The organism is Nonomuraea wenchangensis (genome assembly GCF_900111685.1).
GTDB lineage: Bacteria > Actinomycetota > Actinomycetes > Streptosporangiales > Streptosporangiaceae > Nonomuraea > Nonomuraea wenchangensis.
Window position 1 is genome coordinate 115,744 of record NZ_FOHX01000014.1, and the last position, 23,837, is coordinate 139,580.

General features: G+C 72.9%; 18 protein-coding genes. 12 read left to right on the forward strand and 6 right to left on the reverse strand.

Features of this window, described 5'->3' with window-relative positions:
- Positions 1–119: 119 nt before the first annotated feature.
- The gene (locus BMW85_RS33980; RefSeq protein WP_245775222.1) at positions 120–1,628 is read right to left on the reverse strand and encodes a hypothetical protein; all 1,509 of its coding nucleotides are present in this window, start codon (positions 1,626–1,628) and stop codon (positions 120–122) included.
- Positions 1,629–1,679: 51 nt separating this feature from the next.
- Here BMW85_RS33980 and BMW85_RS33985 point away from each other — a divergent pair, with 51 nt between their 5' ends.
- The 3 genes from BMW85_RS33985 to BMW85_RS33995 are packed head-to-tail and all read left to right on the forward strand — an operon-like array spanning position 1,680 to position 5,744.
- Positions 1,680–3,722, forward strand: a complete 2,043-nt coding sequence (locus BMW85_RS33985; RefSeq protein WP_091089814.1) for a glycosyltransferase family 39 protein — start codon at positions 1,680–1,682, stop codon at positions 3,720–3,722.
- A gap of 11 nt (positions 3,723–3,733) precedes the next feature.
- Entirely contained in the window at positions 3,734–4,663 is a 930-nt protein-coding gene (locus tag BMW85_RS33990; RefSeq protein WP_091089817.1) for a glycosyltransferase family 2 protein, read from the forward strand.
- Positions 4,664–4,667: 4 nt separating this feature from the next.
- Positions 4,668–5,744 carry a glycosyltransferase family 4 protein gene (locus BMW85_RS33995; protein ID WP_091089819.1) on the forward strand — a complete coding sequence of 359 codons (1,077 nt, stop codon included), beginning with the start codon at positions 4,668–4,670 and terminating at the stop codon, positions 5,742–5,744.
- On the opposite strand, the gene BMW85_RS34000 is transcribed toward BMW85_RS33995, so the two are convergent.
- On the reverse strand, positions 5,630–6,604 hold the full coding sequence (locus tag BMW85_RS34000; protein WP_143082501.1) for a lysylphosphatidylglycerol synthase domain-containing protein: 975 nt from the start codon (positions 6,602–6,604) through the stop codon (positions 5,630–5,632). The two genes, BMW85_RS33995 and BMW85_RS34000, sit on opposite strands and share 115 nt — an antisense overlap.
- An 88-nt stretch (positions 6,605–6,692) precedes the next feature.
- Between BMW85_RS34000 and BMW85_RS34005 the strand changes: the two genes are divergently transcribed.
- The 4 genes from BMW85_RS34005 (at position 6,693) to manB (ending at position 10,761) form a co-directional block, all read left to right on the forward strand.
- The gene (locus BMW85_RS34005) at positions 6,693–7,520 is read left to right on the forward strand and encodes a class I SAM-dependent methyltransferase (RefSeq protein WP_091089821.1); all 828 of its coding nucleotides are present in this window, start codon (positions 6,693–6,695) and stop codon (positions 7,518–7,520) included.
- Between the two features lie 20 nt (positions 7,521–7,540).
- Positions 7,541–8,440, forward strand: coding sequence for a lysylphosphatidylglycerol synthase domain-containing protein (locus BMW85_RS34010; RefSeq protein WP_091089823.1), 900 nt, complete (start codon positions 7,541–7,543; stop codon positions 8,438–8,440).
- 93 nt (positions 8,441–8,533) lie between these two features.
- Entirely contained in the window at positions 8,534–9,649 is a 1,116-nt protein-coding gene (locus BMW85_RS34015; protein WP_091089826.1) for a glycosyltransferase family 4 protein, read from the forward strand.
- 32 nt (positions 9,650–9,681) lie between these two features.
- Positions 9,682–10,761: a mannose-1-phosphate guanylyltransferase gene (gene manB / locus BMW85_RS34020; protein ID WP_245775223.1), complete on the forward strand. Its 1,080-nt coding sequence runs from the start codon at positions 9,682–9,684 to the stop codon at positions 10,759–10,761.
- On the opposite strand, the gene BMW85_RS34025 is transcribed toward manB, so the two are convergent.
- Positions 10,743–12,101 (reverse strand): serine/threonine-protein kinase, encoded by a 1,359-nt coding sequence (locus BMW85_RS34025; protein ID WP_177241024.1) that lies wholly within the window; start codon positions 12,099–12,101, stop codon positions 10,743–10,745. The genes manB and BMW85_RS34025 overlap by 19 nt on opposite strands.
- A gap of 119 nt (positions 12,102–12,220) precedes the next feature.
- Between BMW85_RS34025 and BMW85_RS34030 the strand changes: the two genes are divergently transcribed.
- Genes BMW85_RS34030 through BMW85_RS34040 form a run of 3 tightly spaced genes read left to right on the forward strand, consistent with a single transcriptional unit; the run spans position 12,221 to position 17,527 of the window.
- Entirely contained in the window at positions 12,221–13,117 is an 897-nt protein-coding gene (locus BMW85_RS34030; RefSeq protein ID WP_091089833.1) for a DNA-3-methyladenine glycosylase family protein, read from the forward strand.
- A 48-nt stretch (positions 13,118–13,165) separates the two neighbouring features.
- Positions 13,166–15,718 carry a bifunctional FO biosynthesis protein CofGH gene (locus tag BMW85_RS34035; protein ID WP_091089836.1) on the forward strand — a complete coding sequence of 851 codons (2,553 nt, stop codon included), beginning with the start codon at positions 13,166–13,168 and terminating at the stop codon, positions 15,716–15,718.
- A gap of 60 nt (positions 15,719–15,778) precedes the next feature.
- A complete protein-coding gene (locus BMW85_RS34040; RefSeq protein WP_245775224.1) occupies positions 15,779–17,527 on the forward strand; it encodes a substrate-binding and VWA domain-containing protein in 1,749 nt (582 codons plus the stop codon).
- Positions 17,528–17,584: 57 nt separating this feature from the next.
- Here the strand turns inward: BMW85_RS34040 and BMW85_RS34045 are convergent, their stop codons facing one another.
- From BMW85_RS34045 to cofD, 3 genes are all read right to left on the reverse strand, one after another.
- The gene (locus BMW85_RS34045; RefSeq protein WP_177241025.1) at positions 17,585–18,322 is read right to left on the reverse strand and encodes a lytic polysaccharide monooxygenase; all 738 of its coding nucleotides are present in this window, start codon (positions 18,320–18,322) and stop codon (positions 17,585–17,587) included.
- A gap of 107 nt (positions 18,323–18,429) precedes the next feature.
- The gene (locus BMW85_RS34050; RefSeq protein ID WP_245775225.1) at positions 18,430–19,728 is read right to left on the reverse strand and encodes a coenzyme F420-0:L-glutamate ligase; all 1,299 of its coding nucleotides are present in this window, start codon (positions 19,726–19,728) and stop codon (positions 18,430–18,432) included.
- Entirely contained in the window at positions 19,725–20,663 is a 939-nt protein-coding gene (gene cofD / locus BMW85_RS34055; RefSeq protein ID WP_091089843.1) for a 2-phospho-L-lactate transferase, read from the reverse strand. The genes BMW85_RS34050 and cofD overlap by 4 nt, the downstream gene beginning before the upstream one ends.
- A gap of 204 nt (positions 20,664–20,867) precedes the next feature.
- Here cofD and BMW85_RS34060 point away from each other — a divergent pair, with 204 nt between their 5' ends.
- Together BMW85_RS34060 and BMW85_RS34065 are read left to right on the forward strand one after the other, a co-directional pair.
- Positions 20,868–23,222: a hypothetical protein gene (locus BMW85_RS34060; protein WP_143082502.1), complete on the forward strand. Its 2,355-nt coding sequence runs from the start codon at positions 20,868–20,870 to the stop codon at positions 23,220–23,222.
- A 318-nt stretch (positions 23,223–23,540) separates the two neighbouring features.
- Positions 23,541–23,801 (forward strand): WhiB family transcriptional regulator, encoded by a 261-nt coding sequence (locus tag BMW85_RS34065; protein WP_020546325.1) that lies wholly within the window; start codon positions 23,541–23,543, stop codon positions 23,799–23,801.
- The last annotated feature ends 36 nt before the right edge of the window (positions 23,802–23,837 follow it).

The window sequence follows — 23,837 nt, forward strand, 5'->3', positions numbered from 1 at the left end:
GCCCGTGCGCCGGCTTGGTCCTGCCGCGCCATGAGATTAGGTGACGTTCCGAGTGTCCGGTGCGACGACCGCCGGAAACGACCGTGACCCGGGCGTGATGTTTCCGCGGGAAAGCATACTCAGGACCGGACATAAGGGGGAATATTATCGCCGAACTCTTTGCCGTTCCCCGCGTTTGACCGCTGGTCAGGGCGGATGCTGAGCGCCGCGGCCAGGCAGGCCAGGGGGACGGCGGGCAGCACGTACCGGTAGTCGAACTCGGCCGCGGCGGCCGGTGTGACCAGCAGCACGATCGCCGCCGACCACGGCAGCGCCCAGTACGCGCCCCCGGGGAGCCGCCCGCCCGTACGCCGGCGCCTGAACGCCGCGACCGGGGGCACCAGGAGGGCTGCCAGGAGCACCGGGCCGGGCAGCCGCGCCAGGTCCTGGTAGGCCCGCAGCCATCCCGCGTAGGGCTCGACGATCTCCGTGCCGATCGCGCCCCGCTCGTAGCGCTCGGCGAACGCCGCGCCGACCTGCGCGGGATAGCGGCCGGGCGGTCCCGGCGGCGTGACGGGGAACTCGTAGTAGCCGTAGATCTCCTGGTCGGGGTAGACCGGCCGGTCCCAGCGGAACGTACGGGCCAGCTCGTCCAGGATCGAGGCGGCGTAGTCGAGCGGCTGGCTGAGTATCGCCCGCACCGCGAAGCGGGCGGCGAGGTCGTCGGTCTCCTTGGTGAAGGTGATGCCCGGCAACTGCACGATCGGGGCGTCCTTGGCCCAGATGTACTCCTGCGAGGGGGGCCGCTGCTCCGGCGGGCGCGGGTCGCACAGCACTTTCAGGTCGGCGGGCGGGTCCATCCTGGCGCAGTCGGCGAACGACATCGTGCGGGCGTACAGGAAGACGCCGTTCGCGCCGACCAGGCCGACCCGCTCGTACGTGACCCAGAACCAGGCCCCGTACGCGACCACCGGCACCAGGGCCGCCGCCAGCAGCGCCCCGGCGGGCCGGAACCGCCGCCGCAGCAGGAACCACGCCGCGAGCACCACGATGAGCGGCTGCCCCACGGTCCTCGTCAGGGTGACGGCGGCGAGCAGCAGGCCGATGGCGGCGGCCGTGCCCGTACGGCGGGTGGAGCCCAGCGCCACGGCGGACACCACCAGGAACATGAACAGCGTGTCCGACACCAGCAGGTGCTCCAGCTCGACCTGGTAGGCGTCGAGCTGCACCGGCACCGTGGCGAGCGTCGCCGCCCAGCGCGGCGCCCGCCGGGCCACCCGGTAGATCAGCACGCCGGCGGCCAGGCCCATCAGGTGCTGGACCGCGGCCACGGCGGCGAAGGAGTGCAGCGGCTCCAGCAGCTTGAGGAACATCGAGTAGCCGGCCGGGCGGACCAGGTCGGGGCGCGGGCGGAAGACGGTGACGACGTAGGTGTAGGTGTCGGGGAACCACAGGGCCGGGCGGTAGCCCAGCATGGCGAGGGCGCGGAGCAGCGTGCCGAGCGCGAGCACCACCAGGAACCACCGGTGCCGCCGGACCAGGGACCCCAGATCGCGCGGCACCCGCCGCCGGCCCCGTTTCCTTACTGGGAGCCCGTCCGCGCGAGCCTCCTCCGTCACGCGCACGTCCTCCCGCTCTCTCCCCGGCACGTGCGTACGGTACCGGTTCCACGCGCCGTGACCGGATACGCTCGCTGCTCGATGGAACGTCTCCTCCCCGGCCGGGCGCTCGCCGCGCTGTCCGTCGCGCCCGCGCTGGCGGTGGCGGGCTGGCTGCTGGCCGGGCTGCCGCTGCTGCTGCTCGGCCGCTTCGCGCCGCTGCCCGCGCTGCTGCTCGGCCTGCCCGCCGCCGCCCTCCTGACCTGGGCGGGAACGCGGGCGCGCCCCGGGGGCGGCACGGCGGAGACCGCGTGGTGGCAGGTCGCGGCGGTGACGATGATCGCCGTGGCGTCGGGCGTGTTCAACGCCCTCCTGCACAGCGAGCAACTGGCCGTCCGGCGTGACCCGGCGACCTACGCCCAGTACACCGCCTGGATCGCCCGCCACGGCGCGCTGCCGATCGACGTGCGCCCCGAGGCGTTCGGCGGGGCCGATCCGGCGCTGGTCTTCAACAGCGTCGGGTTCTACCGGGTGGACGGGGGCGTGGCGCCGCAGTTCATGCCGGGGGCGCCGATGTTGTTCGCGCCCGGCGACTGGCTGGGCGCGCCGTTCGTGATGCCCGCCGTGCTGGGGGCGCTCGCCGTGCTCACGGTGGCCGGGGTGACCGCGCGGCTCGCCGGGGCGCGGTGGGCGGCGGTCGCGGCGGCGGCGTTCGCGGTCAGCCTGCCGATCCTCTACACCTCGCGGACCACGTTCAGCGAGATCCCGTCGCTGATCCTGCTGTTCGGAGGGCTGGCGCTGACGTACGACGCGCTGGAGCGGCCCGACGGGCGGCCCGGTTGGTTGCGGGGGCTGCTGGCGGGGCTGGTGTTCGGGCTGGCCGTGCTGGTGCGGATCGACGGGCTGCGGGACGTGCTGCCGGTGCTGGCCTTCGCCGGGCTGCTGGTCGCGATGCGGCGCGCGGGCCGGGCGCGGGGGGCGCTCGGGCCGCCGCTGCTGGCCGGGCTGGCGGCCGGGGCGGGGCTCGGGATGCTGGCGGCGTACCTGCTGTCGCGGTCCTACCTGGACTACCTGTCGGGCTCGGTGCGGCCGCTGCTGCTCATCTGCGCCGCCGTGCTCGCGCTCACCGCGGCCGGCACGGCCGCCGCGCCCCTGCTGGCCCGCCTCAGGGCGCCGCGCTGGGCGCCGGCGGCGGGGGCGGGGCTGGTCGTGCTGCTCATGGCCGCCCTGTACGCCCGCCCGTGGTTCCAGACCGTCACCCGCGACCCGGTGACCGGCGACGACCGGCGCACGTTCGAGATGATCGAGGCCATCCAGCGGGCCAACGGCATGCCGGTGGACGGCCGCCGGCTCTACTTCGAGCAGTCGCTGCACTGGGTCGCCTGGTACGTCGGCCTCCCCGCGCTCGTGCTGGCCACGCTCGCGGCGGCGCTGCTCACCCGGCGGCTGCTGCGCGACGGGACGCCGTTCGCCTGGCTGCTGCCGCTCGCGGTGATCGGCTGGACGACGGTCACCACGCTGGTCCGGCCCGAGATCACGCCCGACCATCCGTGGGCCGCCCGCCGCCTGGTCCCGGTCGTGATCCCGGGGCTGGTGGTGCTGGCCGCGTACGGGCTGGACCGGCTGCGGGCGTGGACCGGCGGCCGGCGCTGGGTGAGCGCGCTCGCGGTCGTGGCCGTGCTGGTCCCGCCCGCCGTGACCTCGATCGGCACCGCGTTCACGCCGGTCGAGCGGGGCGAGGCGGCGGCGGTGGCGGCCATGTGCGCGCGGCTGCCCGAGCGGGCGTCGGTGCTGATCGTCGAGCGGGTGACCGCCGATCGGTTCACCCAGGTCGTACGGGGGATGTGCGACGTGCCGGCCGCGTCCGTGCGGCGGCCGGCCGGTGTGGACGTGGCGCGCGACGACGAGACGCGGCGGCTCGCGGAGCGGGTGCGGGCGGCCGGCCGGGTGCCGGTCGTGCTGGCCGCCGAGGCCGACCAGGTGGCGAGGTACGGCACTCCCGTGCAGGTCTTCGCGCTCACCGCCCGCCAGGACGAACGCTCGCTCGTGAGCCCTCCGGACGGCACGTGGTCGCTGGGGATGAACGCGTGGATGGCGGTCGTCGAAGGAACCGATGTGCACTCTTCCCCCGGACGGGCACAGTAACCTCGATCCCTGTGAGCACGCTAGAGACCCCCAAGAGTGGACCTGCCGTGGAAGAAGCGCCCTACGTCACCATCGTCCTGCCCTGCTACAACGAGCAGGACCACGTCATCGACGAGGTCGAGCGCATCACCAGGGCCATGGACTCCAGCGGCTACACCTACGAGCTGGTCGCCATCGACGACTGCTCCACCGACGCCACGCTGGCCCGCCTGCACGAGGCCGCGCCCTCCTACCCCCACCTGCGGGTGCGCGCCTTCCACCGCAACGGCGGCTCCGGCACCGTGCGCCGCATCGGCAGCCAGGAGGCCAGGGGCGAGATCGTCGTCTGGACCGACGCCGACATGACCTACCCCAACGACCGCATCCCCGAGCTGGTGCAGATCCTCGACAAGGACCCCACGATCGACCAGGTGGTCGGCGCGCGCACCAGCGAGGAGGGCTCCCACAAGCTGCTGCGGGTGCCGGCCAAGTTCGTGATCCGCAAGGTCGCCGAGATGCTGGCCGGGCAGAAGATCCCTGACCTCAACTCGGGGCTGCGCGCCTTCCGCAAGTCGGTGGCCAGGCCCTACCTGCGGCTGCTGCCCCCCGGGTTCTCCTGCGTGACGACGATCACGCTGTCGTTCCTGTCCAACCAGCACGACATCCACTACCTGCCCATCGAGTACGCCAAGCGGGCCGGCAAGTCGAAGTTCAGCTTCGTCTCCGACGCCTACCGCTACATCCTGCAGGTGCTGCGGATGATCATGTACTTCAACCCGCTCAAGGTGCTCATGCCGCCCGCGCTCTGGCTGGTGGGCATCGGGTTCGCCAAGGGCGTCTACGACATGATCAAGCAACCCTTCTACTTCCCCGCCAACACGGTCATGATCTTCCTGTCCGGGTTGCTCATCGGGTCCGTGGCGCTGCTGGCCGACCTGATCGTGCGCTCGCGGGGGGAGTAGGCGGGTGCGGATCGCGATCGTCGGGCCGACTTATCCCTACAAGGGCGGCGGGGCGCAGCACACCACCGAGCTGGCGCACCGGCTGGCCGCGCTGGGGCACGACGTGGTGATCGAGTCCTGGCGGGCGCAATATCCGTCGTTCCTCTACCCGGGGCAGCAGACGATCTCCGCGCCCGAGGGCACCCCCTATCCGGCGACCGCGCGCCGGCTCGACTGGCGCCGCCCCGACGGGTGGCTGGCCGCCGGGCGGCGGATGCGCGCCGCCGACCTGGTGGTGCTGGCCGTGCTGAGCCCGGTGCAGGTCCCGGCCTACCTGGGCATCCTCGCCGGTCTCGGCCGCCGCGCCCCCGCGCTCGCCCTCTGCCACAACGTGCTGCCGCACGAGCGCAAGCCGTACGACAGGCCGCTGATGAAGGCCCTGCTCAAGCGGGTCGACGCGGTGCTCGCCCACTCCGAGGAGCAGGCCGGGCTGGCCCGGGGGCTGGCCGCCACGCCGGTCCGGGTGGCCGGGCTGCCGCCGCACCTGCCCGTGACCGGGGCGGCGGGGCCGGCCGAGGTGCGCGGGCGGTTGTTGTTCTTCGGCATGGTGCGCCCTTACAAGGGGCTCGACCTGCTGCTGCGGGCGCTGCCCGAGGGCGTGTCGCTGACCGTCGCCGGGGAGTTCTGGGGCGGGCTGGAGGAGACCGAGGCGCTGATCCGCGAGCTCGGCCTCGGCGACCGGGTGGAGCTGCGGCCCGGCTACGTGCCCGCGGAGGACGTGCCCAAGCTGTTCGCCGCCGCCGACGCGCTCGTGCTGCCCTACCGCAGCGCCACCGCCAGCCAGAACGTGTGGCTGGCGCACGAGCACGGCGTCCCGGTGATCGCCACGCGGGTGGGCGCGCTCGCCGACCACGTCACCGACGGCGTGGACGGGCTGCTCGTCGAGCCGGGCGACGCCGGCGCGCTGCGCACGGCCATCGAGCGTTTCTACGCCTCCGGCGAGCCCGAGAGGTTGCGGTCGGGGGTCAAGGCGGTCGATCCCGAGCCGTTCTGGTCGGCGTACACGGCGGCGCTGCTCGGTGCCTCGACCGGCGCGGCCTGACGGCCCAGCAGGAACGACACGCCCGCCAGCGCGACGTCGGCCAGCGTGAACGCCAGCCGCGACACGATGGCCACCGCCAGCGCCGGCGCGGTGCCGATGACCGGCCCGAGCACCAGCACCAGCGCGCCCTCCCTGATGCCCACGCCGGCCGGCACCACGACGGTGAGGATGCCGGTCGCCCAGGCGAAGGCGTAGGCCCCGGTGCCCGCCAGGTAGAGGTCGGTCCGGCCGGTGAGCAGCCAGATGTGCAGGCCGTAGACGAACCAGCCGAGCACCGTCCAGGCCACCGCGACGACCACGGTGCGGCCGGGCAGCACGCTCTCCAGCGGCTCCCGCCGTGCCAGGCGCAGCGCCAGGTTGAGCCCCCAGCCCAGCACCTTCGGGTGCAGGCACACGATGATCACGGGGACCAGCAGCACGAGGTACCACGCCTCGCGCACCGCCTCCAGCGAGCCCAGCGTGGCCGCGGCGATCGAGATCGCCACCCCGAGGTTGATCACCAGCCCGAGCGAGATGGTGGCGAACGTGCGGCGCGGCGGGCTCCCGTGGTCGCGGCCGAGGTCCATCATCGCCGCGTACGCCCACACCGCGCCCGGGATGTACTTGCCGAGCTGGCCCACGAACATGATGCGCCCGGCGACCCGCAGCGGCACCCGCGTGCCGAGCCCCGCCATGATCTCCCGCCAGGCGACCAGCATGAGGAACTGGCCGAGCATCACCGCGAGGAACGACCCGAGCACCGCCCACGGCGACAGCGCGGCCAGCGCGGTGGTGGTGTCGTCCCAGTTGCGGGCCAGGCCGTAGCCGAGGAACCCGATGGCGACCAGGGCGAGGACGATGCGCAGCAGCCGGCGGAGCATTCGCTCAGGCTACGCGTGTCCCTCCCGTGAAGGCCAGAGACCCGCGTCGGACCTCAAGCCCGTCCGAAGGTGGGTACTGTGGGGCCCCGTGGGGAAGCAACGCGTCGCGCAGCTCGCATACTCGGAGTTCCAGTCCGCCATGCTCGACGAGGGCAAGCGGCGGCGGAAGGCGGCGAAGATCATCGCCGTGCTGGAGCACTTCCGGGGGCCGCTCGGCGGGCTGACCGTGGCCGACATCGGCTGCTCGGCCGGCTTCATCGCCGACGAGCTGGCCCAGGCCGGCGCCAAGCACACGATGGGCGTCGACATCGACGTGCCGGGGCTGCGCAAAGCGGCCGACCGGTTCGGCGGGCGGGTGGCCTTCGTGTGCGGCGACGGCACCGCGCTGCCGTTCCCCGACGGCTCGGTGGACGTGCTGGTGTTCAACCACATCTACGAGCACGTGGTCGACCCCGACGCGGTGGTGGCCGAGATGCACCGGGTGCTGTCCGACGACGGGGTGCTCTACCTGGGGCTGGGCAACCGGCTCGGGATCATGGAGCCCCACTACAAGCTGCCGTTCCTGTCCTACCTGCCGCCCGCGCCGGCCGACCGCTACGTGCGCGCCTTCGGCCGGGCCGACCACTACTACGAACGTTTCCGCACCCGGCGCGGGCTGCGCAGGATGCTGCGGGCCTTCCACGTCTGGGACTACACCTTCCCGGTGCTGGCCACGCCCACGAAGTTCGCCGGGGGAGAGCTGTTCCCCGGCGTGCTGGGCAAGGTCGTGCGGACGGTGCTCTCCAGGACGCCGCGGGCGGTGCTGCGGCTGCTGCTGCCGGTGGTGCCGACCTACCTGTGGGTGGCGACCAAGCGACCGTCGCGGCCGGTGGGCGCGGCGCTGCCGCAGCCGCCCGAGCGGGTCCGGCCGCTGTGAAAGCCGAGGAGAGCCCGGCGGTGGCCACCGGCGAAGTCCTGCGGCGGCGTCGGCCGCAGGGGGCGCGCGGGCTGGTCCGGGTCGTGTTCCTGCTGGTCGCGCTCGGGTTCGGCGGCTGGGCGGTGGCGCGGGAGTGGGACGGCGTGGTGGCCGGGTTCGCCCGGCTGTCGGCGCCCGCGCTGGCCGGGTCGCTGGTGGCCGTGGTGGCCGCGCTGCTCGGGGCCATGCTCACCTGGCGTACGCTGCTGGCCGACCTGGGCTCGCCGCTGCCGCTCAGGCCCGCGGCCAAGGTGTTCTTCGTGGGGCAGCTCGGCAAGTACATCCCGGGCGCGCTCTGGCCGGTGCTGGCGCAGATGGAGATGGGCAGGGACCTCGGCGTGCCCAGGGCGCGCAGCGCGGCGGCGTTCTTCCTGATGATGCCGGTCCAGCTCGCCACCGGTCTGCTGGTGACGCTCGGCACGCTGGGCTGGGACCGCTACGGCTGGCTGCTGCTGGCCCTGCCGGCGCTGCTGGTGCTGCTGGAGCCCAAGGTCATCAACGCGGTGATCGCGTTCGGGCTGCGGAAGCTGAAGCGGGAGCCACTGGAGCGGCCGCTCACCCGCCGGGGCATGCTCGCCGCGCTCGGCTGGGCGCTGGCCGGGTGGATCGCCTACGGCGTGCACCTCTACTTCGTCGTGCCGCAGGGCGGGCTGGTGTTCGCGGTGGGGGCGTTCGCGCTGTCGTGGTGCCTCGGCATCCTGACCTTCGTCGTCCCGGCGGGAGCGGGGGTGCGGGAGGTCGCCATGGTGGCGGTGCTGGCGCCGCACGTGTCCGGTGGCGCCGCCATCGCAGTGGCCCTTTCGTCCCGCATTGTCATCATTGTGGGTGACTTGATCTGCGCCGGCCTGGCGGGAATCGCGGCAAGGCGCTCCTCGGTGTGATTTGGACCACGATTTAGGGGACGTTGGTCATAAGCTGAACAACAGAGGGGGACGTTCAGTCCCACGTTGATCTTGAGGGGAGAAGATCTGCGTATGCCTCGTGTGCTCGTCGATGCGGCGGCGGTTCCCGCCGACCGCGGCGCACTGACCCGCTACGTGGACGGGCTGGTCGCGGCCCTCCACCGGGCCGGCGCCGACGTCGCTGTCGCCTGCCAGCGCGCCGACGCCGAACGCTACCGGCGCCTGGCGCCCAGCGCGAACGTCATACCAGGGCCCGTCTCGATCACCAACCGGGCGGCCAGGCTCGCGTGGGAGCAGAGCAGCCTGCCGCTGCTCGCCCGCCAGGCCGGCGCGGACGTGATCCACGCCCCCTACTACTCGATCCCGCTCGGCTCCGGCATCCCGACCGTCGTGACGGTGCACGACGCCACCTGGTTCGCCGAGGCCGACCAGCACGGCCCACGGGCGTCGTTCTTCCGCTCGGCCACCCGCACCGCCGTGCGGCGGGCCAAGCGGGTGATCGTGCCGTCCAAGGCCACCAGGGACGAGCTCGTCCGCGTGCTGTCCGCCGACCCCACCAGCATCGACGTCGCCTACCACGGCGTCGACCTCGCGCTGTTCCACCCGCCGAGCGAGGACGAGATCCGCCGGGCCGCGCTGCGCCTCGGGCTGCACGGGCAGCCCTACGTCGCCTTCCTCGGCAACCTCGACCCGCGCAAGAACGTGCCCAACCTCATCCGCGGGTTCGCCACGGCCGTCAAGACGCTGGACAAGCCGCCCGCCCTGGTGATCGGCGGCGGCGTGCACGAGAACGACGTGGACGCCGCCTGCCGGGAGGTCGAGGCCACCGTCCGCGTCATCAGACCCGGCTACCTGCACGGGCCCGACCTGCCGGGCTTCCTCGGCGGCGCGCTCGTGGTGGCCTTCCCCTCGCGCGGCGAGGGGTTCGGGCTGCCGGTGCTGGAGGCCATGGCCTGCGGCGCGCCCGTGCTCACCACGCACCGCACCTCGCTGCCGGAGGTGGGCGGCGACGCCGTCGCCTACACCGAGCCCGACTCCGACAGCATCGCCGACGCGCTCGGCCGGCTCCTCGCCTCGGCCGAGCGGAGAAGACAGCTCCAGGAGGCGGGCCTCGCCCGCGCCCGCGAGTTCACCTGGGACGCCTCGGCCGAGGCGCACCTCAGCTCCTATCAACGCGCAATCGAATAGTTCGGTAACCTCACGGAATGATGGAGAGCTCTTTGCCAGACCTCGAGGCGATCCTCCTGGTCGGGGGGCAGGGCACGCGCCTGCGTCCGCTGACACTGGGCACGCCCAAGCCGCTGCTGCCGACTGCCGGGGTGCCGTTCCTGGCCCACCAGTTGGCCCGTGCGCGATCGTTCGGCGTGCGCCGGATCGTCTTCGCGACCTCCTACAAGGCGTCCATGTTCGAGCCGGCCTTCGGCGACGGCGCGGCGTTCGGGCTCTCCCTCAGCTACATGACGGAGGAGACCCCCCTCGGCACCGGCGGAGCCATCCGCAACGCGGCCGAGGCGCTCACAGCGGGCCCGTCCGACCCGGTGCTCGTGCTCAACGGCGACATCCTCTCCGGGCACGACATCGGCGAACAGGTGCGCCTGCACCGCGCGCGGCAGGCCGCTGTAACGCTCCATTTGACGGAGGTGGACGATCCCTCCCGCTTCGGCTGCGTCCCGACGGACGACGACGGGCGGGTCACGGCCTTCCTGGAGAAGACTCCCGAGCCGGTCACCAACCGCATCAACGCCGGCTGCTACGTCTTCACCCGCTCGGTCATCGACTCCATCCCCAAGGACGAGGTGGTGTCGGTGGAGCGGCAGACGTTCCCCGGGCTGATCGAGGCGGGCGAGCTGGTGCTCGGCTACGCCACCCGCACCTACTGGCTCGACGTCGGCACGCCGGCCGCGTTCGTGCAGGGCTCACGCGACCTGGTGCTGGGCCGGCTGGACTCCCCGGCCGTGCCGGGGCCGGCGGGCGAGTTCCTCACGCTGCCCGGCGCCGTGGTCGCGCCGACGGCCAAGGTCGAGGGCGGCACCACGGTCGGCGCGCGGGCGGTCGTCGAGGCCGGGGCCATCGTGACCGGCTCGGTGCTGAGCGACGACTGCGTGATCGAGGCGGGCGCCGAGGTCACCGACTCGGTGCTGGGCAAGGGCGCGCGGGTCTGCGCGGGCACGGTGGTGCGCGGCGCGGTGATCGGCGACGGCGCCGTGGTCGGGCCGGGCAACGAGCTCCAGGACGGCGTGCGCGTCTGGCCCGGCATCGAGCTGCCCGAGCGGGCGCTCCGCTACTCCAGCGACGTCTGAGAGGCCGGGGCCGGGAGACGCCGTGGTTTCCTCGACTCCCAGGCCCAGCCTCCCAGCAGGACCATGACGGTGGTGATCACGATCAACGGGATCACCCAGATCCTGTCGCCGGACCTGATGCCCAGCGTCGCCAGCAGAACGGCCATGCCGTCGAAGGCGTAGAACACGGCTGCGGCACCGGCGACGAACCCGGCGGCACCTCCGATGACGGCGACGGTCTCACCGGCGAGGGGACGTAAGAGCCGGGCCATCCGGGCGCACAGCAGGCCGACCAGGCCGTGCTCGATGATGAGGAGGGCCGCCAGGGCAACGCCCCAGAAGGCGTGGTGAGACACGATGTCGCCGATGTAGTCCCAAGGGCTGCGGAGCCGCCGGAAGCCGAGCACGTCGAGCTCCTTCATGAGGCCGAGAACGCCGAGCGCCAGGATGATCGCCATCATCGCCGCGACGCCCTTGGGCTGCCACGCCCGCTCGGGGGCTTCCTCCGGCGGCAGGATCCTGGTGCGGTCCCCGCTCGGCTGTCGTTCGCCGAGCATGGCCAGTCCCTGCTCGACGGTCGGCCGGTTGCCCGGGTCCTTGTCGAGCAGCCGGGTGATGAGCGGCGCGAGCGGGCCCGCCCGTCGCGGCGGCGGCGGCTCTTCCAGCAGGACCGCGGTCAGCGCCGCCGGCTGGGTGTCGCGGCGGAACGGGGAGACGCCCTCGACGGCCTGGTAGAGGGTCGCGCCGAGGGAGAACAGGTCGCCGGCAGGCAGCTCGTCGGTGCCGCGCAGCCGCTCGGGGGCCATGTACTCGGGCGAGCCGATGAGCATCCCGGTGGTCGTCAGGGTGGTGTCGGTGGTGTGGAGCGCGATCCCGAAGTCGGTGAGCAGGACCCTGCCGTCCGTGGAGAGCATGACGTTGGCGGGTTTGACGTCGCGGTGCACGATGCCGGCCCGGTGCGCCGCGCCGAGCGCCGCCAGCAGTGCGCCGGCGACGCGGGTGGCCTGCTCCACCGGCAGCGGTCCGTGCTCGTCGAGGTGCTCGGCCAGCGAGGAGCCGTCGATCAGCTCCATCACGATCCAGGGCAGACCGTCGGAGACCACGTCGTAGATGGCCAGGATGTTCTCGTGGCTGCGTAAGCGGACGGCGTTGCGGGCCTCGCGGGCGGCGCGTTCCAGCCGCTTGTCCTGCTCCGCCTGAGACATCCCGGGCAGCAGCTGCAGCTCCTTGATCGCCACCTCGACGTCCAGGACCTCGTCGTGCGCCCGCCAGACCCGCCCGAACCCGCCGGACCCGAGCAGGGTGACCAGCCGGTAACGTCCGCCGACCCTGTAGCCAGGCTGCGCCGATCTCATCGCCATCCCGCCCATCTCGCCCCGCAACGCCCCGCACGACAGGTGGCCAGACTAGATCAACGGCATCGGCGCCGTGGCCCTTACCGCGGGCCGTTCCACACCGGCCGGCCCGGCACACTGGAGGGGTGAGGGAGCGCAGGTGGGCGCCGGAAGGGCCGCTCGACGTCGGGCTGGCGTTGCAGCCGCACCGGCGCGGCGGCGGCGACCCCGCCTGGCGGCGCACCGCCGACGGGGCCGTGTGGCGCACCTCAAGGGCGCCCTCCGGTCCCTGCACGCTCCGGGTGAGCGTCGCGGGCGGCGAGGTGCTCGGGCAGGCGTGGGGGCCCGGCGCGGAGTGGGCGCTGGAGACCCTGCCGGCGCTGCTCGGGGCCGAGGACGACCGGTCCGGGTTCAGCGTCAGGCACGAGGTGCTGGCCGACGCCGCACGCCGCCACCCCGGCCTGCGCATCGGCCGTACCGGCCGCGTCATGGAGGCCCTGGTGCCGGCCGTGCTGGAGCAGAAGGTGGTGGGCCAGGAAGCCTGGCGGGCCTGGCGCTGGCTGCTCCACCACTACGGCGAGCCCGCCCCCGGCCCGGCCCCCGAGGGCATGCGGGTGATCCCCGAGCCGGCGGTGTGGCGGCAGATCCCCTCCTGGCACTGGCACCGGGCGGGCGCGGAGGCGGTGCGGGCCCGTACGATCGCGACCGCCGCCTGGCACGCCGCCAAGCTGGAGGCGGCCGGCACCACGCAGGAGCTCGACCGGCTGCTGCGCGCGCTGCCCGGCGTCGGGGTGTGGACCTCCGCCGAGGTGCGTCAGCGCGCGTTCGGCGATCCCGACGCGGTGAGCGTGGGCGACTTCCACCTGGCCAAGCTGGTCGGCTACGCGCTGACGGGGGAGAAGACCGACGATCCGGGCATGCTGCGGCTGCTGGAGCCGTACGAGGGGCATCGGCACCGGGCGACGGTGCTGGTGTGGCTGTCGGGGCTGCGGCCGCCGGCCCGGGGGCCACGCATGCCGGTACGCGACTTTCGGGCATTTTGACCGGCCCTGGGTGCGTGTGGTGAACTCAGCGCGCCGTACTGTGCCTGTATGAGTCCCGTGAACGATTCCGCGCTCCGCCGCGCTCTCGCCCGCGCCCGCGACGGCAAGACCCTCGACGTCACCGAGGCGACCGTGCTGCTGCACGCGCGGGACGAGCACCTCGACGCCCTCCTTGAGCACGCCTCCCGTGTCCGCGACGCCGGCCTCGAGTCCGCCGGACGGCCAGGGGTCGTCACCTACAGCAGGAAGGTGTTCATCCCGCTGACCAGGTTGTGCCGGGACCGGTGCGGCTACTGCACGTTCGCCACCGCGCCGCACAAGCTCGACTCGCCCTTCCTGAGCCCGGACGAGGTGCTGGAGATCGCCCGGCAGGGCGCGGCGATGGGATGCAAGGAGGCGTTGTTCACGCTGGGGGACCGGCCGGAGGACCGCTGGCGCCAGGCCCGCGAGTGGCTGGACGCGCACGGCTACGACGACACGCTGTCGTACGTGCGGGCCATGGCGATCAGGGTGCTGGAGGAGACCGGGCTGCTGCCGCACCTCAACCCAGGGGTGATGAGCTGGCGGGACCTGCAGCGGCTCAAGCCCGTCGCGCCGTCCATGGGAATGATGCTGGAGACGACGTCGCGGCGGCTGTTCGAGGAGAAGGGGCAGCCCCACTTCGGCTCGCCGGACAAGGACCCGGCGGTGCGGCTGCGGGTGCTGGAGGACGCCGGGCGGAGCAACGTGCCGTTCACCACCGGCATCCTCATCGGGATCGGGGAGACCGTCCAGGACCGGGCCGAGTCGATCTTCGCGATCCGGCGGGTGGCCCGCGAGTACGGCGGCGTCCAGGAGGTCATCGTCCAGAACTTCCGCGCCAAGCCGGACACCGCGATGCGCGGCATGCCGGACGCCGACCTCCAGGAGCTGGCCGCCACCATCGCCGTCACGCGCCTGGTGCTCGGCCCGAAGGCCCGCGTCCAGGCCCCGCCGAACCTGGTGGACGCCGAGTACGCGCTCATGCTCCGCGCCGGCATCGACGACTGGGGCGGCGTCTCCCCGCTCACCCCCGACCACGTCAACCCCGAGCGGCCCTGGCCGCAGATCGAGGAGCTGGCGGCCCGCACCGCCGCCGCCGGGTTCGCGCTGCGCGAGCGCCTGACCATCTACCCCGAGTACGTGCTGGCCGCCGAGCCCTGGCTGGACCCGCGCCTGTCCGCCCACGTGGCCGCGCTCGCCGACCCGGAGACCGGCCTGGCCCGCGAGGACGCCGTTCTTGAGGGCCGCCCGTGGCAGGAGCCGGACGGCGGCTTCGTCCCGGCCGGGCGGGTGGACCTGCACGTCGAGGTGGACACCGAAGGGCGTACGCACGACCGGCGCGACGACTTCGACCACGTCTACGGCGACTGGGAGGCGCTGAAGGACCGCCTCGGCACGGCGACGCCCACGACGCCGGGCGACGTGCGGCAGGCGCTGCGCAGGGCGGCGGCGGACCCGGCCGGGCTCACCGACGACGAGGCCGTGGCGCTGCTCGGCGCGGACGGGGAGGCGCTGGAGGAGCTGGCCGCCATCGCCGACGACCTGCGGCGGCAGGCGGCCGGCGACGACGTCACCTACGTGGTCAACAGGAACATCAACTTCACCAACGTCTGCTACACCGGCTGCCGGTTCTGCGCGTTCGCGCAGCGGCGTACGGACGCGGACGCGTACACGCTGAGCCTGGACCAGGTGGCCGACCGGGCGCAGGAGGCGTGGGAGGCCGGCGCCACCGAGGTGTGCATGCAGGGCGGCATCCATCCCGACCTGCCGGGGACCGCGTACTTCGACATCGCGAGGGCGGTGAAGGCGCGTACGCCGGACATGCACGTGCACGCCTTCTCTCCGATGGAGGTCATCAACGGGGCGTCCAGGACGAACCTCTCCGTACGGGAGTGGCTGGAGGCCGCCAAGGAGGCCGGGGTGGACTCGCTGCCGGGCACGGCGGCCGAGATCCTGGACGACGACGTGCGCTGGGTGCTCACCAAGGGCAAGCTGCCGGCGAGCGAGTGGATCGACGTCATCACCACGGCACACAAGGTGGGCATCCCGACCACGTCCACCATGATGTACGGCCACGTGGACAACCACCTGCACTGGGTCAGGCACATCAAGCTGATCCGGCGGCTGCAGGAGGAGACCGGCGGGTTCTCGGAGTTCGTGCTGCTGCCGTTCGTGCACACGAGCGCGCCGATCTACCTGGCCGGCATCGCCCGCCCAGGACCCACGGCGCGCGAGAACCGGGCCGTGCACGCCCTGGCCAGGATCCTGCTGCACGGCGCGATCGGCAACATCCAGTGCTCGTGGGTGAAGCTCCAGGACGACCTGTGCCGGCAGGTGCTCCAGGGCGGCGTCAACGACCTCGGCGGCACGCTCATGGAGGAGACCATCAGCCGCATGGCGGGCTCGGAGAACGGCTCGTACAAGACCATCAGCGAGCTGCACGCCATGGTCGAGGTCACCGGGCGGCCGGCGCGCCAGCGCACCACCGAGTACGGCGTCCCGTCGGCCGAGCGGCTGGCCGCCTCGGCGGCGAGCGACGGCGTGTGCCAGAGCGTGCGGCGGGTGCTGCCGCTCGCTTAGTTGTAACTTGTTCTAACAACGGGTTGCGCCCTGACTGCGAGACCCTGACAGAATCGGCACGTGCGGTTGGGTCGGCATCGCGCCGCGCTCTCCACCGAGCAGCGGCGCAAGAAGGCGTTACGGCGTGGTGTGCTGGCCGGGCTCGCGGCCGTGGCCATCGTCGCCGCCTCGCTGACCGTGGTGTTCGGCGGCGCCGGCGCGCTGTGCTCCACGCGGGAGCCCGTCCTGGTCAGCGTCGCGGCGGCGGTGGACGTCGCGCCCTCCGTCATGGAGGCGGCCGGGCGGTTCAACGACACCAAGGCGTCCGTTGGCGGCCGGTGCGTGCTCGTCCAGGTGACCGAGCAGCCACCGGCCACCGTCCTGCGCACGCTCATCGGCGACCGCGCGGGCGTGCTGCGCGAGCGGCCCGACGGGTGGATCGCCGACTCCTCGGCCTGGATCCGGCTGGCCCGCCAGCAGGGGGCCAGCTCGCTGCCGGCCGGGGAGAGCGTCGTCGCGACCTCGCCGCTGGTGTTCGCCACGCGGCAGTCGCTGGCGCGGCGCTTCTCCGTGGGCAACACCGAGATGAACTGGCGGATGGTCTTCCCGTCCACCGCGCGCGGGCGGCTGACGCCCACGGACGACGAGCCCGACGTCGTACGCGTGCCCGACCCCTCGCTGGCCGGGGCGGGCATCGCGACCGTGGCCGCCGCCCGCGACGTGGTCGGCACCGGGCCCGAGGCCGACAAGGCGCTGACCGCGTTCGTCCGCTGGGCGCAGGCGGGGTCGGCGCCCGACTACCGCAGCATGCTGGCGGCCGTGGACGACCGTACGTTCTGGCAGCGGCCGGTGGTCATCGTGCCTGAGCAGTCGGTGTGGCACCACAACCAGCGGCCCTCCGCCGACCCGGTCGTGGCGCTGCACCCGCGCGAGGGGACCATCGACCTCGACTACCCCTACGTCGTCACCGCCACCGACCCGGTCGCGGCGGAGGCGTCCACCGCGTTCGCCGACTGGCTGACCGGGCCGGAGGCGCAGCAGATCGTGCGGCGGGCCGGGTTCCGGTCGGGCGACGGCAAGGAGGGGCCGATCTCGCCGGGGCCGTTGCTGCCCACCGCCGCCCCCAAGGTGCGCACGTCCGTCACGCCGCAGGACATCGACGAGGCGCTGCGCGCCTGGAGCCGGCTCGCCCCGCCCACCAACATCCTGGTGCTGGCCGACACCAGCAAGCACATGGCCGAGCCGCTGAAGGGCAGCACCCGCGTGCAGGTGGCGCTGGAGGCCGCCAGGATCGGGCTCCAGCTCTTCCCGGTGTCCACGCACATGGGGCTGTGGGAGTTCGCCGGCGGGCTGGGGCAGGTGAGGGGCTACCGGGAGCTGGTCGGGCTCGGGCCGATCAACGAGCCCGAACGCGGGCAGGTCGTCCGGCGCAGCCGCCTGGAGGAGGCCACCGCCACCATCACCGCCCATCCCACGCGGCCGAGCTCGCTCTACGACGCCGTGCTCAGCGGCTTTCGCCGGGTGAGCGGCGAGTACCGCGAGGAGATGAACAACACGCTGCTGGTGATCACGGCGGGCAAGGACGACGGCAAGGGCATCAGCCGCGAGCGGCTAATGGACACGCTGCGCCGCGAGTGGCGGCCGGACCGGCCGGTGCAGATCATCGTCATCGCCTTCGGCTCCGGCGTGGACCGCGCGGCGCTCGGCCAGATCACCGCCGCCACGAACGGCTCCCTGCACGAGGCGCAGCGGCCGGACGAGATCATCGACGTCTTCCTCGCGGCGCTGGCCCGCCGCCTGTGCCACCCCACCTGCAAGCCCCCCGCATGACGGCCCGCATGACGAAGGGGACGCCCCTGGCGGAGCGTCCCCTTCCCGGTCAGCGGGTCACACGCGCTGCCAGAGCGCCGGCACGTTCGGCGGCTCCCAGCCGGCGAGCGAGGTGTGCGCCTGGATGCACCGGTAGGTGACGCCGTTGTAGGTCACCGTGTTGCCGACCGCGTACGCGACGCCCGCGCGCCACGTGCCCGACGGGGCGGTGGTGGTCGGCGTCGGCGTCGGGGTGGGCGTCCTGGTCACGGTGGGGGTTGGGGTCGGGGTCGGGTTGCCGCCGCCCCCGCCGACCTGCAGGTCGATGCAGGAGTAGAAGGCGTTGGCGGTGTCGGAGATGTTCCAGATCGCGAGGACCTTCTGGCGGCCGGTGAAGCCGGACAGGTTCACGGTGTGCGAGACCGTCGCGGGCGGCTGCTGGTTGTTGCCGCTGAACTCGGCGACCTTGGTGTTGCCGATGTAGTACTGGTAGTTGGCGGTCGCGTGCCGGGCGGTGAACGTCCAGGTGAAGGTCACCGTGGTGCCGACCGACGCCACCGGCCAGGGCTTGCTGTCGTCGTTGAGCTGGGCGAACTGCCCCAGGTTGGCGTTGCAGGTGCGCAGGCCCTTCGGCCCTTCGACGCTCTGCGGCTCGTAGACGATGTTGCCGCAGTCGGGCACCTTGCCGGCGGCGCAGTTCGCCTGCCGGCTGGGCGGCGAGTTGACGTAGCCGTGGGCCAGGGCGGGGCCGGTGTTGAAGACCGTGGCGGCGATGGCCATCGCCGCCACGGCGATCAACGTGAGCATCCTTCGCATGGAAGCGGCTCCTTTACATGGGGGGATGCTCCAAATGTAAAGGAAAGTTTCCTAACGGTAAATGGTCCTGCTGACCGGCCGTGCGGACCCCGGTCAGTACGGCCAGGTCAGCGCGTCACGATGAAGTCGGCCGGATCGCGCGGCGCCCGGTCACGCGGTGGCGCGGCGGCGTGCCCCACGGCCACGCAGCCCATCGGGTCCCACGCGGCGGGCAGGTCGAGCACCTCGCGCACCACCGGCCGGCAGAACATCGTGGACGACACCCACGCCGAGCCCAGCCCCTCGACGGCGAGCTGGACGAGGAAGTTCTCCACCCCCGCGCCGGTCGCCACCACGAACATCTCCCGCTCGGCCGCGTTGCGCCGCTCGTCGCGGTAGGTGTGCGAGCCCTCCATCACCAGGCACGGCACCACCAGATAGGGCGCGTTGCGCAGCACGTCGCCCCTGCGCACCCGCTTGGCGATCGACTCCTCGCTGAAACCGTCGCCCCGGAGGTCGGCGATCCACGCCTCGCGCATCGCGTCGAGCAGCTTCGTACGCGTCTCGGGCGACTCGACCAGCACGAACCGCCACGGCGTGGTGTGGTGCGGCGCGGGCGCCGCGATGCCCGCGGCCACCGCCCGCCGCACGGCCTGCGGATCGACGGGCTCGGCGGAGAACTCCCTGATCGTACGGCGGGCGAAGACGACGTCCCGCGAGCCGAAGCGGAACAGGTCCTCGTCGGCCGGGCGTACCAGCGGCACGACCCCGGGCCCGTCGTCGTCGGTCACCAGGTGGGCGAGCCCGCGGACGATCGCCACCGGCACCCCGTCGAGCTTGCCCTTGACCAGCTCGGCCGCGCCGGCGATCTCGTCGGCCAGCGCCGTCACGGTCGCGCTCAGCTCGTTGCCGTAGGCGTCGGAACGGCCGCGGAAGTCGTCGAGCGGGCGCACGCCGGCCGCGCCGATCGCCACGTCGGTCAGCCCGTTGCGCCACGGCCGCCCGGACGTGTCGGAGACGATCACCCCGGCCCGCACCCCGGTACGCTCCGCGAGGCCCGCCCTGACGCGCCGGGCCGAGGCGTCCGGGTCCACGGGCAGGAGCAGGACGGTGCCCGGCTCGGTGTTGGAGGCGTCGACCCCGGCGGCGGCCATCACGAAGCCGTGCCGGGTCTGGGAGATCACGGTGTCGCCGCGCCGGGCGACCACGCGCTCGGTCTCGTCGGCGATGGCCTGGGAGCGGTCGGGGGCGCGGCGGACGCGGCCCTCGGCCTTGCTCACGATCTTGGAGGTGACCACGACGATGTCGCCGTCCTCCAGGGGGGCACCCGAGAGGAGGGCCGCGAGGTCGTCGCCCTCGCGCACCTCGCCGATGCCTTGGACGGCGATCACCTCGACGGTGGGGGGCTGCTGGGGGGTCATGGTCATCGGGACAGCTCCAGGGCCAGGTCGAGGGCGGTGCGGGCGATGCCGGCCGCGGCCTCGGCATCGTGCATGAGGATGGGACGGGCCACGACCCGTACGCCGTCGAGCGCCACCCCGGCGTCCTCCTCGGCCACGAGCCAGCCGTCGATCAGGTCGGAGCCGTAGAGCTCCAGCACGGCCTGCGCGGTCGTCTCCACGCCGATGGCGGACAGACAGGCGTCGGCCATGCCGCGCACCGGCGCTCCGCCGATGATCGGCGACACCCCGACGACGGTCTTGGGCAGCAGCGCCTCGCGGATCCCCGGGACCTGGAGGATGGTGCCGATGCTCACGACCGGGTTGGACGGCGGCAGGATCACCACGTCGGCCTGCCGGATCGCGTCCAGCACGCCCGGCGCCGGTTTCGCCCGATCGACCCCCACCAGCGCGAACGACTGCGCCGGCACCGAGGCGCGCAGCCGTACCCACCACTCCTGGAAGTGCACGGCGCGCTTGCCGCGCTCGTCCTCGATCACCACGTGGGTCTCGCAGCGGTCGTCGCTCATCGGCAGCAGGCGCACGCCCGGCTGCCAGCGCGCGCACAGCGCCTCGGTGATCTGCGAGAGCGGGTAGCCGGCCTCCAGCATCTGCGAGCGGACGATGTGGGTGGCGAAGTCGCGGTCGCCGAGGCCGAACCACTGCGGCTCCACGCCGTACGCGGCCAGCTCCTCCTTGACCACGTGGGACTCCTTGGCCCGGCCCCAGCCCTGCTCCTCGTCGATGCCGCCGCCCAGGGTGTACATCACGGTGTCGAGGTCGGGGCAGACCCGCAGCCCGAACAGCGTGATGTCGTCACCGGTGTTGCCGATCACGGTGATCGTGGCGTCCGGCTCGGTCGCGCGCAGACCGCGCAGGAAACGGGCGCCGCCGATGCCGCCGGCGAGTGACACGATGTGCATGTGCCTCAGTCTTCCACTGGCCTTTCACCGGCCTCTCACCGGTCGACGGCAGGCCCCGCCTGAGGGCGCGAATTTCACCGGCTGCAACCGTGTACTTGCAGGTATAGGCCGAATTGAGATGTAAGGGGTTGCTGGGACGCCCGACGTTTGACGGGGTAATGTGGCAAACTCCCTTCGGGCCAAAGGGTCCGTTGGGGGTTAGCTGTGAGCAAAATTGACGTGGCGCGGCTGCGGGAGCCGGCCGCCTGGATCATGCTCGTCGCCGGACTGACGAGCGTGCTGCTGGCGATCGGGCACCTCCTCGTCGGCTCGTCGTCCAGCTCGTCCTTCACCGGTCGCGCGGTCTCGAACTTCTTCGGACTCACCGACCCGGTCGTGACCGCGCTGCTGCTCGGAGCGGTGCTCCTCGTCACCAAGATCGGCACGCCGTCGGACAAGGCCAAGGCGATCACGTACGGGGCGGCCGTCGGGCTGCTGCTCGCCTCCCTGTTCGGGATGCTGACGCTGCTGCTCGGGCTGTTCGCCGGGAACGGCGCCCGGCCGACCGTCGAGTTCGTGCTCCTCGGGGCGCCCCGGCTGGCGTTGACGGGGGTGGCGCTCGTCTACCTCATCCCGCAGGCGCTGCCCGCGCGGCCGGTCGCACCGGTCTACCAGGGCCACTTCGGCCAGCCCCAGCAGGGCTTCGGCGGCCCGCAGGACCAGGCGTACGGCCCGCAGGATCAGCTTTTCGGCCAGCATGACCAGCCGTTCGGTCAACAGGACCAGGCGTTCGGTCCGCAGGACCAGCCGTTCGGCCAGCCCCAGCAGGCCGGCTACGGCCAGCAGCCCCCGGCCCCCCAGCCCTCACCCGCCCAGCACCCCGCCCACACCCCCCAGGACCAGCCCGCCCCTGGTTACGGCCCGCAGGACCAGCCCGCTCCCGGCTACGGTCCCCAGGAGCAGCCTGCTCCCGGTTATGGTCCTCAGCAGGATCAGCCCGCCCCCGGCTACGGCCCGCAGGACCAGCCTGCCCCCGGCTACGGTCTCCAGGAGCAGCCCGCCCCCGGTTACGGGCAGCAGCCTGTTGCGGCGCAGCACGAGTTGCCTGCCGGCGGTTACGGCCAGCAGCCCCCGACGGGGCAGCACTCCGTCCCCGGCCCGCAGTACCTCTCCGGCCAGCAGCCGGTCCCCGGGCAGCCCGTGCCGGGTCAGCCCGAGCCTCTGCCCGCCTACGGTCAGCAGCCGCTCTCCGGCCAGCAGCCGATTCCGGGACAGCCCGTCCCCGGCCAGCCTGAGCACCTGCCCGCCTACGGTCAGCAGCCGCCGTCCGGGCAGCACCCCATGCCGGGCCAGCCCCAGCCCCAGCCGCTGTCCGGTCAGCACGCCGCACCCGGCCAGTACGCCCCGCCCGCCGACCCCCAGCAGCCCGCCTACGCGCCCCAGCCGCAGCAGGCCGCCGACCAGGCGTACCCCCAGGTGCGGGGAGCCCTCCCGGCCGCTCCGGCCGACCAGCAGCCCCAGCAGCCCCATCAGGGCTTCGGTGGTCAGGCCGCGGACTCGCCCTACGCGCCCCCGCAGGGCCTCGGCGTGCAGGACGCCGGCGGATACGGCACCAACCCCGGCTTCGCCCAGGACCCGCAGCCGTTCCCCCAGAGCCAGCCGCAGTACGGCCAGGACCAGCCGTTCGCGCAGAGCCAGCCGCAGTACGGCCAGGACCAGCAGCCCTTCGGCCAGGACCAGCAGCCGTTCGGGCAGGACCAGCAGCCGTTCGGGCAGGACCAGCAGTTGTTCGGGCAGCACTCCTACGCGCCCGCGGACACGGCCCCCACCGTCGACCGCCCGGCCGCCCCCGCCGCCCACTCCCTCCCGGACTACGCCACCCCCGCGCCGTCCCCCGACTACAACACCCCGTCCCCCGTCGAGTACCAGCCCGCCCCGTACGTCCCCGCGGACAGCCAGCCCGCCGTGTACGGCCACCAGAGCCCCAACCCGTACGCGCCCCCGGACTCCTTCACCACCCCCTCGGCCGACCAGTCCTACCCCACGGGTGAGACGGCGCCGAACGTCTCGTTCCAGCCGCCGCAGCAGCAGGCGTACTACGGTCAGAGCGCGTTCGACCAGCCGCAGCAGGGCGGCAGCCCCCTCACCGGCTACTCCGGCGCCGAGTTCGCCGCGACCGGAGCCCCGGCAGCCCCCGGAGCCCCTGGAGCTCCCGGCGCGCCGGCGTACCAGGAGCCCGATCTGCCCGTGGACCCGCGTTCCCAGCAGCTCCTCGACGCCTACCAGCAGGCGGAGACTTACCAGTCGCGCGCGTACGAGACCCCCTTCGGTCACCCGCAGCAACAGCAGCAGCCGCAGCCGGGCGGCTACGAGCCCCGCCCCTACCAGCCGTCCCACCAGGCCCCGGCCGCTCCGGCCGCGCCCGCCGCCCCCGCGTGGAACGAGGGCCAGAGCGAGTCGACGATGCGGCTCGACCCGTCGCAGCTGCGCGGTGGCGACGCGCTCGGTGACCAGGACCGTCCCGGGGACGACCCGATCAACCCGACTGCCATATACACCCCCAACGAGCCACGCAGGTAACGAACCGGCAATGGACGGTTAGAGAGAAGGTGGGCCACGGGCGGGCGTCTATCCCGCCCTGGTACGGTTCGGACCGCTGACAGGTTGAACGACCCCTGGCGACCTCATGATTGAGGTGGGTTCGTCCGGGCGAGAACATCACATGCCAAGCACACCGGGGCGAGATCTGGTCTTTCCCCGGATACCTGCATGCCGCTTGACGCCGGACAGCGCACGCGCGTGTAATTACAGCCATGTTGTTATGCCTTCCCGTGGGTGGGTAATAAGGAAGGCGTTCATGGGGGGCTCCATTGCGGGCGGGCGGCAGGGAGGTGTGCAGTGACCGATCCGGTCATCGCACAGGATCAGCTTGACGCTGAAGAACTTGGCTGGCAGGAGCGCGCGTTGTGCGCGCAGACCGATCCGGAGGCGTTCTTCCCTGAGAAGGGCGGCTCCACCCGAGAGGCCAAGAAGGTCTGCCGATCGTGCGAGGTCCGTGCGGAGTGTTTGGAGTACGCACTCGAGCACGATGAGCGGTTCGGCATCTGGGGTGGGCTGTCCGAACGGGAGCGCAGACGGATCAAGCGCCAGGCCGTTTGACATAGAGGCGGAAGGGTCACGTGGGTCCGCCCGCGT

Excerpts from the sequence above, each read along its gene's own strand:
- BMW85_RS34000 (WP_143082501.1), bottom strand. The coding sequence starts at position 6,604 with ATGCTCCGCCGGCTGCTGCGCATCGTCCTCGCCCTGGTCGCCATCGGG.
- BMW85_RS34025 (WP_177241024.1), bottom strand. The coding sequence starts at position 12,101 with ATGGCGATGAGATCGGCGCAGCCTGGCTACAGGGTCGGCGGACGTTAC.
- BMW85_RS34035 (WP_091089836.1), top strand. The coding sequence starts at position 13,166 with ATGAGTCCCGTGAACGATTCCGCGCTCCGCCGCGCTCTCGCCCGCGCC.
- cofD (WP_091089843.1), bottom strand. The coding sequence starts at position 20,663 with ATGCACATCGTGTCACTCGCCGGCGGCATCGGCGGCGCCCGTTTCCTG.
- BMW85_RS33985 (WP_091089814.1), top strand. The coding sequence starts at position 1,680 with ATGGAACGTCTCCTCCCCGGCCGGGCGCTCGCCGCGCTGTCCGTCGCG.
- BMW85_RS34050 (WP_245775225.1), bottom strand. The coding sequence starts at position 19,728 with ATGACCATGACCCCCCAGCAGCCCCCCACCGTCGAGGTGATCGCCGTC.
- BMW85_RS34015 (WP_091089826.1), top strand. The coding sequence starts at position 8,534 with ATGCCTCGTGTGCTCGTCGATGCGGCGGCGGTTCCCGCCGACCGCGGC.
- BMW85_RS34045 (WP_177241025.1), bottom strand. The coding sequence starts at position 18,322 with ATGCGAAGGATGCTCACGTTGATCGCCGTGGCGGCGATGGCCATCGCC.